Genomic DNA, 18,049 nt, shown 5'->3' on the forward strand with positions numbered 1-18,049 from the left:
GCGCACAAGCAAAGTGAGCAGTGGTTAACAGAAACCACTGCTCAGTCAGGCGAAGCTAGCGAGAGCGTGCCCCGTTTCAGACCTATATTGTTTAGAAAAAATATATTGATTCTTTACAGTTCCCTAACTGTCAGTAAATGTAGACTTTCGAAGAAAAGCTACTTCTTACTTCTTGGTAATCTTGGTTCCTGTCTTACCCTGTAATGCTTCTCTTGCCTTCTCCAAAAGGGTAATCATAGCTTCATTTCCCTTCTTAGCGGAAGCGAACTGGATAGCAGCCTGTACCTTTGGAAGCATGGATCCGGGAGCGAACTCGCCCTGGTCTGCATACTTCTGAGCCTCTTCTACGGAAAGGTCTGTTAACCACTCCTGATCCGGCTTACCGTAACGGATAGCAACCTTCTCTACAGCAGTCAAGATAATCAGCATATCTGCTTCCAGGCTCTCTGCCAAAAGTGCTGCAGCGAAGTCCTTATCGATAACCGCAGCGGCTCCGGCAAGGTGCTTTCCTTCAGAAACCACGGGAACTCCGCCACCACCGCAGCAGATTACCAGCTCTCCCGCATCGGACATAGCCTTAATAGCGGAAAGCTCTACAATCTCCTTTGGCTTAGGAGAAGCAACTACACGACGATATCCACGTCCTGCATCTTCCTTAATATTCCAGCCTCTCTTCTGTGCCTCAGCCTCAGCCTCTTCCTTAGTCATAAAACGACCGATTGGCTTGGTAGGATTCTGGAAAGCAGGGTCATCCTTATCTACACGAACCTGGGTTACTACGGTTACTACTGGAGGTACCTTTCCTCCTCTGTTCAAGAATTCCTCTCTCAAGGCATTCTGGATATCATAACCGATGTACGCCTGGCTCATGGCTACACATACGGAAAGAGGAGTCGGATCTTCATTATGCTCGGAAGCAAACTCTCCCATAGCATTGTTGATAACACCAACCTGAGGACCGTTTCCGTGAACAACTACTACTTCATTTCCGTCTTCTACAAGATCAACGATAGCCTTTGCGGTGGTCTTTACGGCTACCATCTGCTCCGGCAAATTATTTCCCAGGGCATTTCCCCCTAAGGCGATAACAATTTTCTTTCCCATAATTATTCTCCAATAAAAATTTTTACTCCTGAAACAGGAAAAATAGGCTTTTCAAATCCTTTTTAAGGGAAGAATAGCGCCCCGAATAAATCGGGACGCTATATCATTCTCCCTCTAAGCGTTTATTCTTAACGAGTATCGCATGCGTAGTGTGCGATATCTCGTTTTGCTTCAAAGGTTCTATCTGTCTGCATGAATTATGCTTCAGATTTTATCCTGTCCGCACAAATTATGCTTCGAAGATTCTATCCTGTCCGCGCTTCTGTAACTCCTCTAATACCTTTGCAGGATCCTTGAACTTCTCAAGAAGGATCATAGCTGCGATAACGTATGGCTTGTAAGAAGCCTCCTTGTAAAGTGGGTCTCTGTAACGATCGAATACAGTTGCGTCAACCTCACCTTCCTTGCAGGATACGCCGGTGATATCAGCAGGTAAGCAGTGCATGTAAAGAGCCTTTCCGTCCTTGGTCAGCTTCATCATCTCTTCTGTACAAGCCCAATCCTTGTGCTGAGCGTTCTGTGCAAGAAGCTCCTTCTCAAGAGCCTTGATACCCTCTGTGTCTCCCTCACCGTAAAGGTTGGTTCTCTTCTCCATAGCTGCAAATGGAGCCCAAGACTTTGGATATACGATGTCAGCACCCTGGAATGCTTCCTTCATATCGTTGGTAACCTTGAAAGATCCGCCGGACTCCTTAGCATTCTTCTCTGCTACGTCTACAACGTCCTTCATTACATCATATCCTTCCGGATGAGCAAGAACTACTTCCATACCAAGTCTTGTGAAAAGACCGATTACACCCTGAGGTACGGAAAGTGGCTTTCCGTAAGAAGGAGAGTATGCCCAAGTCATAGCCAGCTTCTTACCCTTTAAGTTCTCGATTCCGCCCATCTCGTGGATTACGTGTAAAGCGTCAGCCATACACTGTGTCGGGTGGTCGATATCACACTGTAAGTTAACCAGAGTAGGTCTCTGCTCTAAAACGCCGTCCTTGTGTCCTGCCTCAACAGAATCAGCAACTTCGTGCATGTAAGCATTTCCCTTACCGATGTACATATCATCACGGATACCGATAACGTCAGCCATGAAAGAGATCATGTTAGCGGTCTCACGAACGGTCTCACCGTGAGCAACCTGAGACTTTCCTTCATCCAGGTCCTGAACCTCTAATCCAAGAAGGTTACAAGCGGAAGCGAAGGAGAAACGGGTTCTTGTGGAATTATCACGGAATAAAGAAATTCCTAAACCGGAATCAAAAACCTTTGTGGAGATGTTTCTCTCTCTTAAGTTTCTAAGTGCATCTGCAACATCCCATACTGCCTTTAACTCATCATCAGACTTTTCCCATGTAAGGAAGAAATCATTTAAGTACATCTTGTCAGTCTTAAGTCCCTTAATTTCCTTTACTAACTCTTCAAACTGCTGCTTCTTATCCATTTTAATCTCCTTTAAAAATGTGTTTATCCGATAAAGCCCCATGGCTTAATCTTTATTCTTATTTTGTACCATCTACTCCGGAATTACCGAAAAGTATAGTACTTGATTTACACTTTAGACTCTAAAACTTAGTCACAGTAGTACTGTGGAAGAGCTGCGTAGAATGCTGCACAGGTTACCAAGTCCTTCTTCCATGTGATCTCGTTAGGTGCGTGAGCCTGAGCCTCAGCTCCGGGTCCGAATCCGATTACAGGGATACCGTTTCTTCCCATGATGGAAACACCGTTTGTAGAGAAGGTCCACTTGTCAAGAAGAGGTCTTGGCTCTCTCTCTGCCACTGTATCCACTTCACCGATTCTCTTCTCACCGTAAAGATCCTTGTAAGCAGCAACGGAAGCCTTACATAACTTGTGATCCTCAGGAAGTACCCATGTTGGGAAGTAGCACTCGATTGGGTATACACATCCTGTGAAGGAAGGACGATCATAGTTGTACATAGAAACTACAACATCCTCACCGTACTTCTTTACTGCAGGAAGCTGTCTGATTTCCTCAAGACAAGACTCCCAAGTCTCTCCGGCAGTCATTCTTCTGTCCAAAGATACAGCACAGCTGTCAGCTACTGCACAACGAGAAGGAGATGTGAAGAAGATCTCGGAAGCGGTAACAGTTCCTCTTCCTAAGAAACGAGCCTCTTTCCACTGCTCATTGTACTTCGGATTTAACATCTTAACCAATCCGCGGATAGAAGTAGACTCTGCATCTCCGTTGTTGTTTAATGCACGAACGTCGGAAAGAATGTCAGCCATCTTGTAGATTGCATTGTCTCCTCTTTCAGGAGCGGAACCGTGGCAGGAAACACCCTTCACGTCAATGCGGATTTCCATACGTCCTCTCTGTCCTCTGTATAATCCACCGTCAGTAGGCTCGGAAGATACAACGAACTCAGGACGAATCTTATCTTCGTTGATGATGTACTGCCAGCAAAGACCGTCACAGTCCTCTTCCTGTACAGTTCCTACTACCATTACGCGGTACTTATCGTTCAGAAGTCCCATGTCCTTCATGATCTTTGCAGCATATACAGCAGAAACGGTTCCGCCGAGCTGATCGGAAACACCTCTTCCACCGATCTTGGTGTCATCCTCGTATCCGTCGTATGGATCAAATGTCCAGTTTGATCTGTTTCCGATTCCTACGGTATCGATGTGTCCGTCGAAGCAAATCAGGGTCTTTCCGGATCCCATGAATCCCATTACGTTACCCTGTGGGTCAACCTTAACCTCATCAAAGCCCACCTTCTCCATCTCGTTCTTGATGGTCTCAACGTGCTTTGCTTCGTCAGCGGACTCTCCCGGATTCTTTACGATTGCTCTCAAGAAAGCACTCATGTCAGCCTTATAGCCTTCCGCTCTCTTCTTAATCTCTTCCAAAACTTCCTTATTTAACTGTCCCATACTAATATCCTCCTTAGTTATATATAAGCCTGTTATCCAGGGTGTTGCACAATTTGTCTTTTTGAAAATGAAGTTCTATCTTACTTCTCTTTTGCTTCCCAGATGATGTTCTTCCAACGCTCAGGGTCGGTATCTCCCTCGGTGTTGAAGCAAAGCACCTTACTGTTCTCGTTAAGCTGTAACTTCTCTCTTAAATCCTTGAAGTCATCCTGTAACATAATGGCAGCCAATGCACCGAAGCCTGCTGCACCGGACTCTCCGGAAAATACCTGATCGTCTCCCTTTAACGGAGCGTTCAACATTCTCATTCCTCTTGCAGCAACGATATCCTCAGCAGAGATAAATGCCTTTGCATGGTTCTTCAAGATATCCCAAGAAGTAATGTTTGGCTCTCCACAAGCAAGTCCTGCCATAATGGTAATCATGTCGCCGTCTACAATGCGGATGTTTCCGTCATTTGCCACAGCGCCCTTGTAAAGACAATCTGCAACGGAAGCCTCAACCACAACCATAATAGGAGGATTCTCCTTATAACGGTTAGCAAAGTATCCTACAACTGCACCTGCCAGAGAACCTACGCCGGCCTGTACGAATACGTGGGTAGGTCTTTCTCCCAGCTGGTCGGCAGCCTCATCCGCCATGGTTCCATAACCTTCCATAATCCAAGCAGGAATCTTCTCATAGCCTTCCCAAGCGGTATCCTGTACTACGATTCCGTGCTCTTCCTTCTCGGCAAGAGCTGCAGCCTGTCTTACACACTCGTCATAGTTTACATCGGAAATCCATGCCTTGGCATTCTCAGCCTTGATGTGGTTCAAACGGGTCTCTGTAGAGCCCTTCGGCATGATGATTACACAGTTCTGTCTTAACTTATTAGCCGCCCAGGCTACTCCTCTTCCGTGGTTTCCGTCGGTAGCGGAGAAGAAGGTTGCTGTTCCGAACTCTTCCTTTAACTTCTCGGAGGTTAAAACATTGTAGGGAAGCTCGGAAATATCCTTTCCGGTTTCCTCGGCAATGTAACGGGCGATAGCGTAGGAACCGCCTAATACCTTGAAGGCATTTAAGCCGAAACGATAGGACTCATCCTTCACGTAGATGTTTCCCAGGCCAAGATATTTTGCCATATTGGGAAGCTTGCAAAGAGGGGTCTCAGAGTACTGAGGGAAGCTCTCGTGGAAGGTTCTTGCCTTCTTTACTTCTTCCATAGACATAAGAGGAAGATTCTTGTCCTCTGTCTTTGGCATTTCATTAATTTTCCATTTTAAATCCTGCATGGCTATTCCTCCTTTTTTTCGCCACTATACTGTTACTTTTTGCTTTGGTCAATATAGCTGTATAAAGTAAATTTGCTGATGCCGTAGAAATTGGAAACCTTGTCTCCTGACTTGGTAATCAGGAAGGCTCCCGCATCCCGTAAGAACTGGATGGCTTGGATTTTTTCTTCCTTATTCATCAGAGCCGGCGGCTTTCCAATCCGCTTCACACTTTGATTAATCAGGTTGTCCAAAAGGTCATTCACGTTCAAAGGAATCTGTCCGTCCCCGTTACTGTCATGGCTCTCCACCGTGGTAATGGACTGCAATGCCGCATCCACATTCATCAGTGCGGTTACATCATAGTTGATGCCCAGAACCCAGCGGTATTTTCCGGTGCTGTCCTTCAGGAAAACTGTAGAGGACTTTAGGATTCTGCCGTCCTGGGTAGTAGTGCGATAGCCCAGATGGTCCACAATGATGTCTCCCTTTTCTATCGCTTCCAGGGTTTCCAGTACCACCTTTGAGGCGCCGTCTCCTATCTTTCTTCCGCTCACATGTCCGTTGATGATGAAAATGATGGTATGTTCCAAATCCTTTACGGAAAGATCATGGATACAAACCTCGCAATCCTTTCCGAACTGTCTGGCAATACCGTGAGCCGTACTCACCAGCATTTCCAAGCTGCTATCCTCTGTCATTTTCCCTCCTTTCTACCGGAATTTATGCTTTCAAAATCTATCGAAAAGCACTACCTAAAAATTTTTTATGTACCCCTATCTTAGCACGGTTTTTTTACTTTGCAATGGTTTTTTCAAAAAATTTTTTAGCTTCCAAAAATTTTTTTATGTTCTCCATTGCAATTACTTTCAGGGAATGATAAAATCCTATCAAATATGTTTTTCCCTAGAATTTTCAAGGCTTTACAGCGATTTTTTTAAGGAAAACTGTATACAATTTTTCGCACTGAGCCAAGGGCTCTTAGAAAGAAAAGGAGGATTGAGCTATGTTTTTAATCGGAAATGGACGTCTTTTCACCAGAGACGAAAAGAACAGCTTTTTCGAGAATGGCGCAGTAGTTTGGAAAGACAACACTATTGTAGAAGTAGGAGATTTTGAGACATTAAAGAAAAAATACGCAGACGCGGAATTTATTGATGCAAAGGGCGGTGTGATTCACCCGGCTTTTATCAATACCCATGAGCACATCTACTCTGCTTTGGCAAGAGGCTTATCCATCAAGGGTTATGCTCCTAACGGATTCTTGGAGATTCTGGACGGACTTTGGTGGACTATTGACCGGAATCTGGACAACGACTTAACCAAACTTTCCGCAGAAGCTACTTATTTAGAATGTATCAAGAACGGAGTAACTACCATCTTCGATCACCACGCTTCCTTCGGAGAGATTTCCGGATCCCTTTTCGCCATCGAAGAGGCTGCCAGAGACTTCGGCGTACGTTCCGTTCTTTGCTATGAGATTTCTGATCGTGACGGTAAGGAAAAGGCACATGCCGCTATTAAGGAAAATGTTGACTTCGCAAAGCACGCTCTTTCCCTGAAGGACGACTTCATTAAGGGAATGATGGGTATGCATGCAAGCTTTACCATCTCCGATGAGACCATGGAGCTTTGCCGTAAGGAGAAGCCGAAGGAGATCGGATACCACATCCACGTGGCAGAGGACATCTTAGACCTTCACCGTTGCTTAAAGGAGCACGGCAAGAGAATCGTAGACAGACTCTATGACTGGGACGTATTAGGGGAGAAGACTCTCCTTGCCCACTGCATCTATGTAAATCCTCACGAGATGGATTTGATTCGCGATACCAACACTATGGTAGTACACAACCCGGAATCCAACATGGGTAATGCCTGCGGATGTCCTCCTACCATGGAGATTGTACATAAAGGGATTCTTACAGGATTAGGTACAGACGGATACACCCATGATATGATAGAATCTTGGAAGGTGGCTAATATTCTCCATAAGCATCATTTGGTAGACCCGGGTGCCGCTTGGGCAGAGGTTCCGGAAATGCTTTTCCAGGGCAATGCTCGTATCGCTAACCGTTATTTTGAAAAGAAGCTGGGCGTATTAGAGGAGGGTGCGGCTGCAGATATCATCATCACCGACTATATCCCGCCAACACCGATGAATGCCGGCAACTTAAACGGCCACATGCTCTTCGGTATGAACGGTCGTTCCGTAGTTACTACCGTAGGAAACGGTAAGATTCTGATGAAGAACAGAGAGCTTCAGGGAATCGACGAAGAGAGATGCCTTGCCAAGATTCGCGAGGGTGCAGCTCGTTTAGAGAAGAAAATTAACGGTTAAAACGGAATTTCACAAAAAGCAAAGCTTTTCTATAGAAGAAAAGGGTAGCTGAGAACCCTTTTCTTCTGGAAACTTTGTTCGCAACATTAATGGGCCATTCTTGGTCAGGCAAGAATACCCCATCAGGGAAAAGCCCTCCTGTAAATCAGGAGAAGACGCAGGATCTTAAGCAGGAGGGCTGTTTACCCGAAAAGGAGATTTCCATGAGTGATATTATGACCCCGATTCCCTTTGACAGATTGATGAACCGTATTTTGGTAGAGCATCAACAGGGAGCTGTTTTTGGTATGCAGAAATGCTACCAGGCAAAAAACCTTCAGCCAAACACTCTTTTTGGCAGAAAATTAGAAGGACAGATTGGACCTGCTGCAGGACCTAACACCCAGCTTGCTCAGAACATCGTAGCTTCTTACTACGGCGGAGCTCGTTTCTTCGAGTTAAAGACCGTACAGAAGATGGACGGTAGAGAGCTGGCAGCTTGTGTAGCAAAGCCCTGCATCACAGCAGAGGACGAGTGTTACAACTGTGAGTGGTCTACAGAGTTGGAAGTACCACAGGCTTTTGCAGAGTATGTAAAGGGCTGGTTCGCTTGTAAGGTTATGGCGAAGGAGTACGATTTAGGTGATCCGGACGCTTTCCAGTTCAACATTTCCGTAGGATATGATCTGGAAGGAATCAAACTTCCCAAGGTAGACCGTTTCATCAACGAGATGAAGGACGCTAAGGATACCGAAATCTTTAAGGAGTGTAAGGCATGGCTTTTGGCTAACCTTGACCGTTTTAAGAAGGTGACCAAGGAAGATGTTGAGGCTATTCAGTCCGAAATCATCAACAGCGTTACCGTTTCCACCCTTCACGGATGTCCTCCTTCCGAGATTGAGGCGATTGCTTCTTACCTGATTCAGGAAAAGCATTTGCACACCTTCGTAAAGTGTAACCCTACTCTCTTAGGATATGAAACCGCTCGTGCAATCTTAGATGAGATGGGCTACGACTACATCGCTTTCACAGACTTCCACTTTAAGGATGACTTACAGTACAGCGATGCAGTACCTATGTTAAAGCGTTTGCAGGAATTGGCAAAGAGCTTGAACTTAGCCTTCGGTGTAAAGATTACCAACACCTTCCCTGTAGATGTGAAGAACAACGAGCTTCCTTCTCAGGAAATGTACATGTCCGGAAAGTCCCTCTTCGCTCTTTCCATGTCTGTAGCAAAGATGCTGACCAGAGACTTTAACGGAAGCCTTCGTATCTCCTTCTCCGGCGGTGCGGATTACTTCAACATTGAGCGTATCGTGGAGGCCGGCATTTGGCCTGTAACCATGGCAACAACCCTCTTAAAGACCGGTGGATACCTTCGTTTCATCCAGATGGCTGAGCTTTTAGAGAAGAACCTGGCAAAGCCTTGGGAAAAGGTTGAGCTTTCCTTAGTGGAGAAGATGATTGCAGACGCTAAGAGCGATAAGCACTTGGTAAAGCCCGTTAAGCCCCTTCCCAACAGAAAGTCCGATAAGAAGGTTCCTTTGGTAGATTGCTATACCATGCCTTGTCGTGACCGTTGCCCGATCCACCAGGATATCACCAGCTACGGCCGCTTGGTAAATGAAGGAAAGTTCCAGGAAGCTTTAGAGGTTATCTTAGATAAGAACCCGCTTCCATTCATGACCGGAAATATCTGTACTCATACCTGTCAGTCTGCTTGTACCAGAAATCACTATGAGACAGACGTACAGATTCGTACCAACAAGTTAATCGCTGCAAGAGGCGGATATGATGCCGTTCTTCCCGGATTAAAGCAGGAAGGTGCTGTTCAGAAGAAGGTTGGTGTTATCGGAGCAGGTCCTGCAGGTATCTCTGCCGCTTTCTTCCTGGCAAGAGCAGGCGTAGAAGTTCATGTTTACGATAAGGACGCTGTAGCCGGCGGTGTAGTAGCCAACGTTATCCCCGGATTCCGTATCCCTGCTGAAGAAATTCAGAAGGACGTAAACTTAGCTAAGCAGTACGGCGCTCAGTTCCACCTTGGACAGGAAGTTAGCGATATTGACGCTTTCCGTAAGGAAAATAACTTTGACGCTGTAGTCGTTGCTATCGGTGCCCACAAGGAAGCTCCACTTGTTCTGGAAAAGGGAGAGGCTTACAATGCCCTTCACTTCCTGGCTGACTTCAAGGCACAGGATGGCAAGGTAAACTTAGGAAAGAACGTTGTTGTAGTAGGTGCAGGAAACACCGCTATGGACGTTGCAAGAGCTGCGAAGAGAAATGCAGGAGTAGAAAATGTTTATCTGGTTTACAGAAGAACAAAGCGCTACATGCCTGCGGATCAGGAAGAATTGGAAGAGGCTATCGAAGAAGGTGTAAACTTCCAGGAGCTCCTTGCTCCATTTACCCACGAGAACGGTAAGTTACTTTGCCACCGCATGGTACTCTCCGATGTGGATGCTTCCGGAAGACGTTCCGTTAAGGAAAGCGACGAAGTGGTTGAGATTCCTTGTGATACCGTAATCGCTTCCATCGGTGAGAAGGTAGACGGTTCTTTCTATGAGAAGAACGGTATTGCTGTTACCGACAAGGGACTTCCTGTATTAAAGAAGGAAAGCAATGAGACTTCCGTAGCCGGCGTTTACGCTGCAGGAGACGGTGCTTTCGGCGCTTCCGTAATCGTAAAGGCTATTGCTGATGCGAAACTTGCTTGCGAAGCAATCTTAAACAAGACCATCGGTACAGATCGTCCATCCTTAACCACAGACGAGAAGATCTATGCTAAGAAGGGTAATCTTGTAGAGCCGGAGAAGGGATTAAATCCTGACAAGCGTTGTCTTGCCTGCGACCACATCTGTGAGAACTGCTGCGATGTATGTCCTAACCGTGCAAACTTCGCCATCAAGGTTCCCGGCGTAGAGATGCACCAGATTATCCACGTGGATTATATGTGTAACGAGTGCGGTAACTGTGAGACCTTCTGCCCATACAACTCCGCTCCTTACAAGGAGAAGTTCACTCTCTTCCACAGAGCCGAGGAAATGGAAGATTCCACCAACGACGGATTTGCATTCGTTGACAATGATGGAAATGCCATTGTTCGCGTAGGCGGTGAGAAGATGAACTACAAGGTAGGCGATAAGAATACAAAGCTCTTCTATCGTCTGGCTGAACTGGTAGATACCGTTTACAACGATTATTCTTACCTCTTGATCTAACATTTAAAAATCCAAAAAAGACTGCAGAAAAAGTTATGTTTTCATGCAGTTGCAGGTCTAAAGCTAAGGCGGGCTCTCACAGAGCTCGCCTTTTAGCGTGAAGAACTGTAAAAATTCAGAAGTTTCGCGATGATGTAGTATGGGGCTTGTAATCGGAGCACACTCCTGCTAACCTCGCCTCGTAGTGAAGGACTGTAAACATTCAGAGGTTTCGCGATGATGCAGTATGGGTCTGTAATCGGGGCACGCTCCCGCTAACTTCGCCTTCGTAGCAGTACTAACTTCAAGCTTCGCTTTAGCTCGCTTTCAGTAAGTACTGACGGGCTCAGATTGCCCCCTATTACAGACCCATACTGCATCATTTGCTTCATTTATTGATTTTCACAGTCCTTCACTTCACCGGCTTTCGATTAGTTTCGACGGGCTTAGATTGCCCCCTATTACAAGACCCATACTGCATCTATCGCTTCATTTATTGATTTTCACAGTCCTTCACTTCACCGGCTTTCGGTAAGTTTCGACGGGCTCAGATTGTCCCCTATTACAGACCCATACTGCATCATTCGCTTCAATTCTTGATTTTTACAGTCCTTCACATAACTAGGGCAAACCCTAGTAAAAGCCAAAGCGCTCACAGCTGCTCAATAAAACTCTATAGGATTTCTTTCCATTCTTCTTTATTTTGTAACCAAATCTTCCCTTTTCTGTCTTTCCTAATGTGCTATCATTTTAAGGTGTTGTAATTTCTTAATTATTCTAATATTTTTAAGAGTTTACAATGTCTTGAGGACAAGTTGAGTAATAAGAACTAAGCTTTGAAAGCCTTTCGTAATTCTAGGGATTCTAGGAACCAAAGAAGGGATAGGAGCTTATAAATCTATAAGGAGTGTTATGATGAAAATATTGAATCTAAATAAGACGAATCAAGAGCCTTCTTTTATGAAAGGAGCTCTTCTTTCTTTCCTCTTTCTTTGCTTTTTTGCCCTTCTCCCTCTATTCGGAGTAAGAAAAAGCTTTGCGGAGGAGCATCATTTGAAGTCCTACTATAGTTTATACGGAGCGGATACCGGCTTCCAAAGCTACAGTAACGATAGCCAACGGCAGATGAAAGCCGGAAATTATCCCACCGCAGTTAAAATCCTTTTAAAGCATCAGCCCGAGGGAAGCACTGGTACCATTCAGTATCAGGTCAACATTTCCGGTAGCGGCTGGAGTAAAACCTATGAGAATGGGCAGGTCGCAGGAGAAGGGCAGAACATGCCTTTAGAGGGTATTCGCGTTTCCCTAAACGGCAGTCTGAAAGATCAGTATGACGTGTACTACAAAACCGCTGTACTGGGTACCTGGCAGGATTGGGCGAAAAACGGAGAAGATAGCGGAAAAATCGGTGTGGGAATGCACATTGACGGTATTTTAGTCACTGTGGTTGCAAAGGGAGAAAGTCCCAGAGAGGAACAGCCGGAGCAGAGCCACAAGGTCTCCAAGAGCAATGTGGACGCTTCCAAACCCATGGTTGCCCTGACCTTCGATGATGGTCCCGGAAAATATGAAGATCGTATTCTGGCCGCCTTCCAAAAGTATGGCGGAAAAGGAACCTTCTTCTTCGTAGGAACCCAGGCGGAAAAATATCCTTCCGTAGTAAAGCGTGTGGCAGAGGCAGGACATGAAGTCGGTAACCACAGCTATAAGCATGAGAATCTTCCAAAGCTTTCTCAGGCAGGAGCAACCCAGTCTTTAGCAAAGACCACCGAGATTTTAAGAAAACTTTCCGGCCAGTCCGTTTCTCTGGTGCGTCCTCCCTACGGAGCTACCTCCGCCAGCGTGAAGGCCGCTTTACAAAACCAGGGACAGCCCTCCATTCTTTGGAGCATTGATACCCTGGACTGGAAAACCAGAAACTCCAAGAGTACCATTAACACCGTATTACAGCACGTAAAGGACGGAGATGTCATCTTAATGCATTCCATCTATTCTCAAAGTGCCGATGCGGCAGAAGTACTGATTCCCGCCTTACAGGAAAGAGGCTTCCAGCTGGTAACCGTATCCGAGCTGGCGAAGGCAAAGGGCGTAGACCTGCAGGCAGGACACAACTACGGCTCCCTCCGGAAGAAGGGCTAATCAAAGAAAAAAAGGAAATAAAAAGAGCTGAATAAAGACTATTATTTTGGCTTTTCAATACAAAATAACTTCGAAACAGGGGCACGCTCCCGCTAACCTCGCCTCGCAGGGGTTCTAAGCTTTTATAAAACAAAAGCCAAGAACCCGCGGGCTCAGATTGCCCCCTTATTCCGAAGTTATTTTTCTGAAAAGCCTTCTGATGTCTTTACTGATTCAGCTCTTTTTATTTCCTTTTTTCTACTTAGATTACCTTCCCATAAGAAGGTTCTTCCGTACTGCCTCCAGGAAGTCCCTGCAGGACTCGCTGCAGCTGTCCTTATCTACGGGAATTAGCGCATTGCCGCCGATGTCCAAAAGATACAACGTCTCCATATCCACGATGTTTTTCAGCTCATCGTAGTACACAACCATACTGCTGCGTTCCGTCTTCATCAAAAAATAGTTTTTATAGAAGGCGATGCTTACCGGTAAATTCAGCTTTTTATTGGAAGACCGATACAGATTCTGAAGTTGTCCCTTATAAAGATAAAACAGCAAAAACGGAACAAGAGCTATAAGAATTACCATACAAATGGCAAAAAAGCTATTTCCCATCCAATACTGGGCAAATGCCAAAAGGCCTAGAGCAAGCCAAAAGATAAAAACCAAGCTCCAGATTTTCTTCTTATAATAGGCCATCGTAAAACGGATAAACTTCTCTTCACTGGGTAGATATCCCGCGGTATATTCCGGAATTTTATCCCCTGCACGGCGGTAACGATGAAGCTCTTCCGTAGTCCATTTTCCATTTTTCAAGCCATCTCCGTCCTGCTCTAAAGAAGCATACTTCTGTCCGGTCTCGGTGATTCCTTCCTTGTTCTGTCCTCTTCTATCCTCAAAAAATTCTTCTTGATTTTTAGCCCTAAGCTTCTCGGATTCTTCTTCTATAAGATGGTACTGCTCCTCCTTGGACCTTCTGGCATTCCATCTGGCTAAGTCTTCGGAAAGCCCTACCAGCTCCTCTTCCATGTCTTTATTTTCTTCTGCTGCCATGCTTTTTCCTTTCTGTTCCTGCTGTTTTTTTCTTTGCTTCTTTTCGCACGGAAAATCCGAAGCTTCCCAATACTTTTCCCAGACCGAAATATTGTCCGTGAGAATAGGCCAAAAGCTTTGCCTTTTCCAGTTGCAGGCGCTTCTTTTCATCCAATAAGGAAGAGTCTACATGAACCGCCAGGATTTCCGCCAAAAACAGGTCGTGACTTCCCAGCTCCAATACCTGCTTTACTTTACATTCCATATTTACCGGGCACTCCGAAATCATGGGAACGGAAAGCATTTTCCCCTCTTCCGGATGCAAATGCAGTTTCTCCCACTTATTGATATCCCTTCCGGAACGTACACCGGCCTCATCCGTTTCCTGTACCAAATCCTCCGTGGGAAGATTCACCACAAACTCCCCGGTTTCCATCAGCATAGCATGGGAATAGCGCTCCTTCCGAACGGAAATGGATAGCATAGCCGGTGTGGAGCAAATGGTACCTGCCCAGGCCACCGTAAGCATGTTGCTTTCCCCTTTTTTATTTTGACAAGTCACCAGCACAGGAGGCACCGGATACAGCATATTTCCGGGCTTCCACATTTCCTTGGCCATAGAGTTTCCTTTCTTCCAAAACAATACAATTCATTGTATCGAGATTAGGATGGAAATTCCTCTTTATACGATGGGGGGATGATCCAAATAGGGGCCCACAAAAGCCAGGAAAAAGCTGAGAATTGCCGCTCCGAACAACATTGTCAGAACAATTCCCACCACAATGGCAATCAGCTGGGCTCTGGCAAAGTTTCGAATATTCTTATTCTTCGTAGCTCCGAGACTCATGATAATCACCACAATAAGTCCTACCAGAGGAATCGCAAAAACCACCTGATATAGGAAGAAGTGAAGTGCCGGTACTACCTTAAGCTCCTCAGGAAGCTCTTCCTCGGAAATATCCCATGGGCCCGGCTTTCTTTCCAAAGTATCTCTGCTGTACTGTTTTTCTATGCTCTGCTGCTCTCCGCCTACAGTACCGTTATTATTCTCGTATCCCTGTTCTTCCATAGTGCCTCCTTTATACCGTCCTTTTCCAATCCTTCTCCAACCCTTTGTTTATACCATGAATCGGCTTTCGATGGCAAGAAAAAGGCACTCTAACGACAGACAAAGGCACACAGGCACGGGCCGAATCCGATACAGCATCCATTAGAAGGGGAAAAACCATCGTTTGCTTTCTGAATTTGTGCATTATATAATAGAAAAAAATATTTGAAAGGAGAATTTGCTATGTCTTGTACAACAATTTTGGTTGGTAAGGATGCCAGCTACGACGGTTCCACTATGATCGCCCGTAATATGGATTCCGGTTCCGGAGAGTATACTCTGAAGAAAATGATTTCCGTTTCCGGAAAGAATCCTCCCAAGAAATATCGTTCCGTGCTGTCTCATGTGGAGATTCCTCTTCCGGACAAGGCACTGGATTACATTTGCTTCCCCAACGCCTTAAACGATAACGGTATCTGGGCAGGCGCCGGCACCAATAGTGCCAATGTCTCCGTTTCCGCTACGGAAACCATTACCAGTAACGAGCTGGTGCTGGCAGCGGATCCCTTGGTAGTACTTCACAAGGAAGGCAGGACGGAAATTCCCGGAGGCATCGGGGAAGAAGATATGGTAAGCTTGCTGCTTCCCTATATCCATTCCGCAAGAGAAGGAGTCCTTCGTCTCGGAGAGCTTTTGGAAAAGTACGGCACCTATGAGATGAACGGAATAGCCTTTTCCGATACCAAAGAGATTTGGTGGCTGGAAACCATTGGCGGACACCATTTTATCGCCAAAAGAGTTCCGGATGATTCCTATGTGATGATGGCCAACCAGCAGGGCATCGACTCCTTTGATTTAAAGGATGCCTTCGGAAAGCAGGAATCCCACATCTGCTCCAAGGATTTAAAGGAATTTATCGCAGAGCATCATTTGAATCTTTCCTATGAGGAAGAATTCAATCCAAGAGACGCCTTCGGCAGTCACTCCGATGCGGACCATGTGTATAACACTCCCAGAACCTGGTATATGCTGAAGACCTTGAATCCCCACTGCTTCCGTTATGAAGGGGAAAATGCAGACTTCACACCGGATTCCGATGACATCCCCTGGAGCATGGTGCCGGAGAAGAAGATTAGTCCCATGGATGTAAAATACGTGCTCTCCTCTCATTTCCAAGGCACCAAATATGATTGCTACGGAAAATACGGTGATGCCAGTCATGTGGGACAGTTCCGTCCCATCGGCATCGAGCGCACCTGCTTCCTGTCTCTCCACCAGAACAAAGAAGAAAAGATTAAGGACTTGGAGTGCATTACCTGGCTTGCCTTCGGAAGCAATGTCTTTAATGCCCTGATTCCCCTCTTCTCCTCCGTGGGAAAGATTCCCGCTTACTTCAGCACCACCAGGAAGGAAGTCAGCACCGACAGCTTTTATTGGAACAACCGGCTCATCGGCGCTTTGGCAAATGCTTCCTACGCCATCAGCCGTTTCCACGTGGAGCGCTATCAGAACTCCGTACAAGCCAAGTGCTATCAGCTGATTCTGGAGTGCAAGAAGGAAATTGCAAAGAAAAAGAGAAGTCAGGAAGAAATTCGAGCAATGCTGGAAGAATGCAATGAAAAGATTGCCCGTTGTGCCAAGCAGGAGACCGCCGAGCTTTTGGACAAGGTATTGTTCGAAGCCAGCAGCGTGATGAAAAACTCCTATTCCCGCTCCGACGCTTAGAGGCACTGCCCCACGATAAGAGGAAACTCCCCATTATAGAAAGAGGTATATTTATGACAACATTGATTTCCGCGGAAGATACTTGGGCGCTATGGACGATTCTGTCCCTTAGCGTGGCCATCTCTATATACCTGGAACAAAAATATGTCTGGGCCAACAAGATTACCGGCTGTATCTTAGCCACAATCTTCACTTTGGTGCTGGCAAACCTGAACATCATCCCTACAGAATCACCGGTATATGATGCGGTATGGAGCTATGTAGTTCCCCTGGCGGTACCCCTGCTCCTCTTCAATGCCAACGTAAAGAAGATTTTAAAGGAATCCGGCAGAATGCTGGCCATCTACCTTCTGAGTAGTGCCGGAACTCTCTTGGGGGGCTTTGTTGCCTACTTTAGTTTGAAAAATGCTATCCCCAAGCTCAATGATATTATTCCTATGTTCGTAGGAACCTATACCGGTGGCGCGGTAAACTTCGTAGCCATGTCCGAGCAGTATGCTGTCCCGGGAAAAACCGTATCCGCTGCCATCGTTGCGGATAATCTTTTGATGGCGCTTTATGTTTTCGTTCTTATTTCCCTGCCTTCCATGGCCATCATCAAAAAGCTGTATAAGCAGCCCTATGAGGATGCCCTCTTGGCACAGTCCGAAGAGGACCGGGATAAAAACAAAACCATGGCAGCGAAGTTTTGGGGGGCAAAAAGCATTTCCCTAAAGGACATTGCCTTTGCGGTAGGCATTGCCTTTACCATCGTAACCCTTTCCACCAAGCTCTCCGGAGTCATCAGCGGATTCTTCTCCGGAAAAGACGCCTTCAGTCAGTTTATGGGCGGTTTCTTCGGAAACAAATACCTGCTGATTACCACCATTACCATGATGATTGCCTCCTTCTTCCCGAAGCAAATGTCTTCCGTGAAAGGCTCTCAGGAAATCGGCACCTTCCTGATTTACCTCTTCTTTGCGGTAATCGGTGCCCCTGCCTCCATTCTTTTGATTATTAAAGAATCCCCATTGCTTTTGGTTCTGGCTTTGATTATGGTAGCGGTAAATATGATTATTTCCCTGATTTTCGGAAAAATCTTCAAGTTCTCCATCGAAGAAATCATCATTGCCTCCAATGCCAATATCGGCGGCCCCACCACAGCGGCGGCCATGGCGGTTTCCAAGGGCTGGACAGAGCTGATTATTCCGGGACTTCTGATTGGAACTCTAGGCTATGTGATTGGAAATTATCTGGGCATCTTTGTGGGAATGGTTTTGCATTAAACGAAATCTCACCGACTTTGCAAAAGAATCTCATTTTGTATAAAACACAAAAAAGCAGAAGAACAAAACACAAAGAAAGTGGAAGAAACAGAAGAAAA

General features: G+C 45.9%; 13 protein-coding genes. 5 read left to right on the top strand and 8 right to left on the bottom strand.

Annotated elements, in window-relative coordinates; all coding sequences use genetic code 11:
* Window positions 1-165: 165 nt before the first annotated feature.
* The 5 genes from arcC to RYO92_RS02695 all read right to left on the bottom strand — a co-directional run bounded on the left by arcC (window position 166) and on the right by RYO92_RS02695 (window position 5,950).
* Window positions 166-1,104 (bottom strand): carbamate kinase, encoded by a 939-nt coding sequence (gene arcC, locus RYO92_RS02675; protein ID WP_308580293.1) that lies wholly within the window; start codon window positions 1,102-1,104, stop codon window positions 166-168.
* 229 nt (window positions 1,105-1,333) lie between these two features.
* On the bottom strand, window positions 1,334-2,539 hold the full coding sequence (ygeW, locus tag RYO92_RS02680) for a knotted carbamoyltransferase YgeW (RefSeq protein ID WP_040649311.1): 1,206 nt from the start codon (window positions 2,537-2,539) through the stop codon (window positions 1,334-1,336).
* Window positions 2,540-2,667: 128 nt separating this feature from the next.
* Complete coding sequence (locus tag RYO92_RS02685) at window positions 2,668-3,996, bottom strand: YgeY family selenium metabolism-linked hydrolase (protein WP_007157765.1); 1,329 nt, start codon at window positions 3,994-3,996, stop codon at window positions 2,668-2,670.
* Between the two features lie 80 nt (window positions 3,997-4,076).
* Window positions 4,077-5,270: a diaminopropionate ammonia-lyase gene (gene dpaL, locus RYO92_RS02690; protein ID WP_304070480.1), complete on the bottom strand. Its 1,194-nt coding sequence runs from the start codon at window positions 5,268-5,270 to the stop codon at window positions 4,077-4,079.
* A 32-nt stretch (window positions 5,271-5,302) separates the two neighbouring features.
* Window positions 5,303-5,950 (bottom strand): helix-turn-helix transcriptional regulator, encoded by a 648-nt coding sequence (locus RYO92_RS02695; RefSeq protein ID WP_183684816.1) that lies wholly within the window; start codon window positions 5,948-5,950, stop codon window positions 5,303-5,305.
* 305 nt (window positions 5,951-6,255) lie between these two features.
* Between RYO92_RS02695 and ssnA the strand changes: the two genes are divergently transcribed.
* The 3 genes from ssnA (at window position 6,256) to RYO92_RS02710 (ending at window position 12,902) form a co-directional block, all read left to right on the top strand.
* Entirely contained in the window at window positions 6,256-7,587 is a 1,332-nt protein-coding gene (gene ssnA / locus RYO92_RS02700; RefSeq protein ID WP_315369408.1) for a putative aminohydrolase SsnA, read from the top strand.
* A 203-nt stretch (window positions 7,588-7,790) separates the two neighbouring features.
* Window positions 7,791-10,784: a putative selenate reductase subunit YgfK gene (ygfK, locus tag RYO92_RS02705; RefSeq protein ID WP_315369409.1), complete on the top strand. Its 2,994-nt coding sequence runs from the start codon at window positions 7,791-7,793 to the stop codon at window positions 10,782-10,784.
* 891 nt (window positions 10,785-11,675) lie between these two features.
* The gene (locus RYO92_RS02710) at window positions 11,676-12,902 is read left to right on the top strand and encodes a polysaccharide deacetylase family protein (RefSeq protein WP_315369410.1); all 1,227 of its coding nucleotides are present in this window, start codon (window positions 11,676-11,678) and stop codon (window positions 12,900-12,902) included.
* Between the two features lie 246 nt (window positions 12,903-13,148).
* On the opposite strand, the gene RYO92_RS02715 is transcribed toward RYO92_RS02710, so the two are convergent.
* The 3 genes from RYO92_RS02715 to RYO92_RS02725 form a co-directional block, all read right to left on the bottom strand.
* Window positions 13,149-13,934: a hypothetical protein gene (locus tag RYO92_RS02715; protein ID WP_315369411.1), complete on the bottom strand. Its 786-nt coding sequence runs from the start codon at window positions 13,932-13,934 to the stop codon at window positions 13,149-13,151.
* On the bottom strand, window positions 13,915-14,532 hold the full coding sequence (locus RYO92_RS02720; protein WP_007157772.1) for a flavin reductase family protein: 618 nt from the start codon (window positions 14,530-14,532) through the stop codon (window positions 13,915-13,917). Before RYO92_RS02720 ends, RYO92_RS02715 begins: the two co-directional genes overlap by 20 nt.
* Window positions 14,533-14,595: 63 nt before the next feature.
* A complete protein-coding gene (locus RYO92_RS02725; protein ID WP_315369412.1) occupies window positions 14,596-14,982 on the bottom strand; it encodes a hypothetical protein in 387 nt (128 codons plus the stop codon).
* Window positions 14,983-15,204: 222 nt separating this feature from the next.
* On the opposite strand from RYO92_RS02725, the gene RYO92_RS02730 reads away from it, so the two are divergent.
* Window positions 15,205-16,686 carry a C69 family dipeptidase gene (locus tag RYO92_RS02730; RefSeq protein WP_315369413.1) on the top strand — a complete coding sequence of 494 codons (1,482 nt, stop codon included), beginning with the start codon at window positions 15,205-15,207 and terminating at the stop codon, window positions 16,684-16,686.
* A gap of 53 nt (window positions 16,687-16,739) precedes the next feature.
* Window positions 16,740-17,951, top strand: a complete 1,212-nt coding sequence (locus tag RYO92_RS02735; RefSeq protein ID WP_007157775.1) for a DUF819 family protein — start codon at window positions 16,740-16,742, stop codon at window positions 17,949-17,951.
* Window positions 17,952-18,049: the final 98 nt, after the last annotated feature.

This window comes from Oribacterium sinus, assembly GCF_963553175.1.
In the GTDB taxonomy this organism is placed as follows: Bacteria; Bacillota; Clostridia; order Lachnospirales; family Lachnospiraceae; genus Oribacterium; species Oribacterium sinus_B.

Bases quoted from the DNA above. Each gene is read 5' to 3' on its own strand.
- arcC (WP_308580293.1), bottom strand. From the start codon at position 1,104: ATGGGAAAGAAAATTGTTATCGCCTTAGGGGGAAATGCCCTGGGAAAT.
- ygeW (WP_040649311.1), bottom strand. From the start codon at position 2,539: ATGGATAAGAAGCAGCAGTTTGAAGAGTTAGTAAAGGAAATTAAGGGA.
- RYO92_RS02685 (WP_007157765.1), bottom strand. From the start codon at position 3,996: ATGGGACAGTTAAATAAGGAAGTTTTGGAAGAGATTAAGAAGAGAGCG.
- dpaL (WP_304070480.1), bottom strand. From the start codon at position 5,270: ATGCAGGATTTAAAATGGAAAATTAATGAAATGCCAAAGACAGAGGAC.
- RYO92_RS02695 (WP_183684816.1), bottom strand. From the start codon at position 5,950: ATGACAGAGGATAGCAGCTTGGAAATGCTGGTGAGTACGGCTCACGGT.
- ssnA (WP_315369408.1), top strand. From the start codon at position 6,256: ATGTTTTTAATCGGAAATGGACGTCTTTTCACCAGAGACGAAAAGAAC.
- ygfK (WP_315369409.1), top strand. From the start codon at position 7,791: ATGAGTGATATTATGACCCCGATTCCCTTTGACAGATTGATGAACCGT.
- RYO92_RS02710 (WP_315369410.1), top strand. From the start codon at position 11,676: ATGATGAAAATATTGAATCTAAATAAGACGAATCAAGAGCCTTCTTTT.
- RYO92_RS02715 (WP_315369411.1), bottom strand. From the start codon at position 13,934: ATGGCAGCAGAAGAAAATAAAGACATGGAAGAGGAGCTGGTAGGGCTT.
- RYO92_RS02720 (WP_007157772.1), bottom strand. From the start codon at position 14,532: ATGGCCAAGGAAATGTGGAAGCCCGGAAATATGCTGTATCCGGTGCCT.
- RYO92_RS02725 (WP_315369412.1), bottom strand. From the start codon at position 14,982: ATGGAAGAACAGGGATACGAGAATAATAACGGTACTGTAGGCGGAGAG.
- RYO92_RS02730 (WP_315369413.1), top strand. From the start codon at position 15,205: ATGTCTTGTACAACAATTTTGGTTGGTAAGGATGCCAGCTACGACGGT.
- RYO92_RS02735 (WP_007157775.1), top strand. From the start codon at position 16,740: ATGACAACATTGATTTCCGCGGAAGATACTTGGGCGCTATGGACGATT.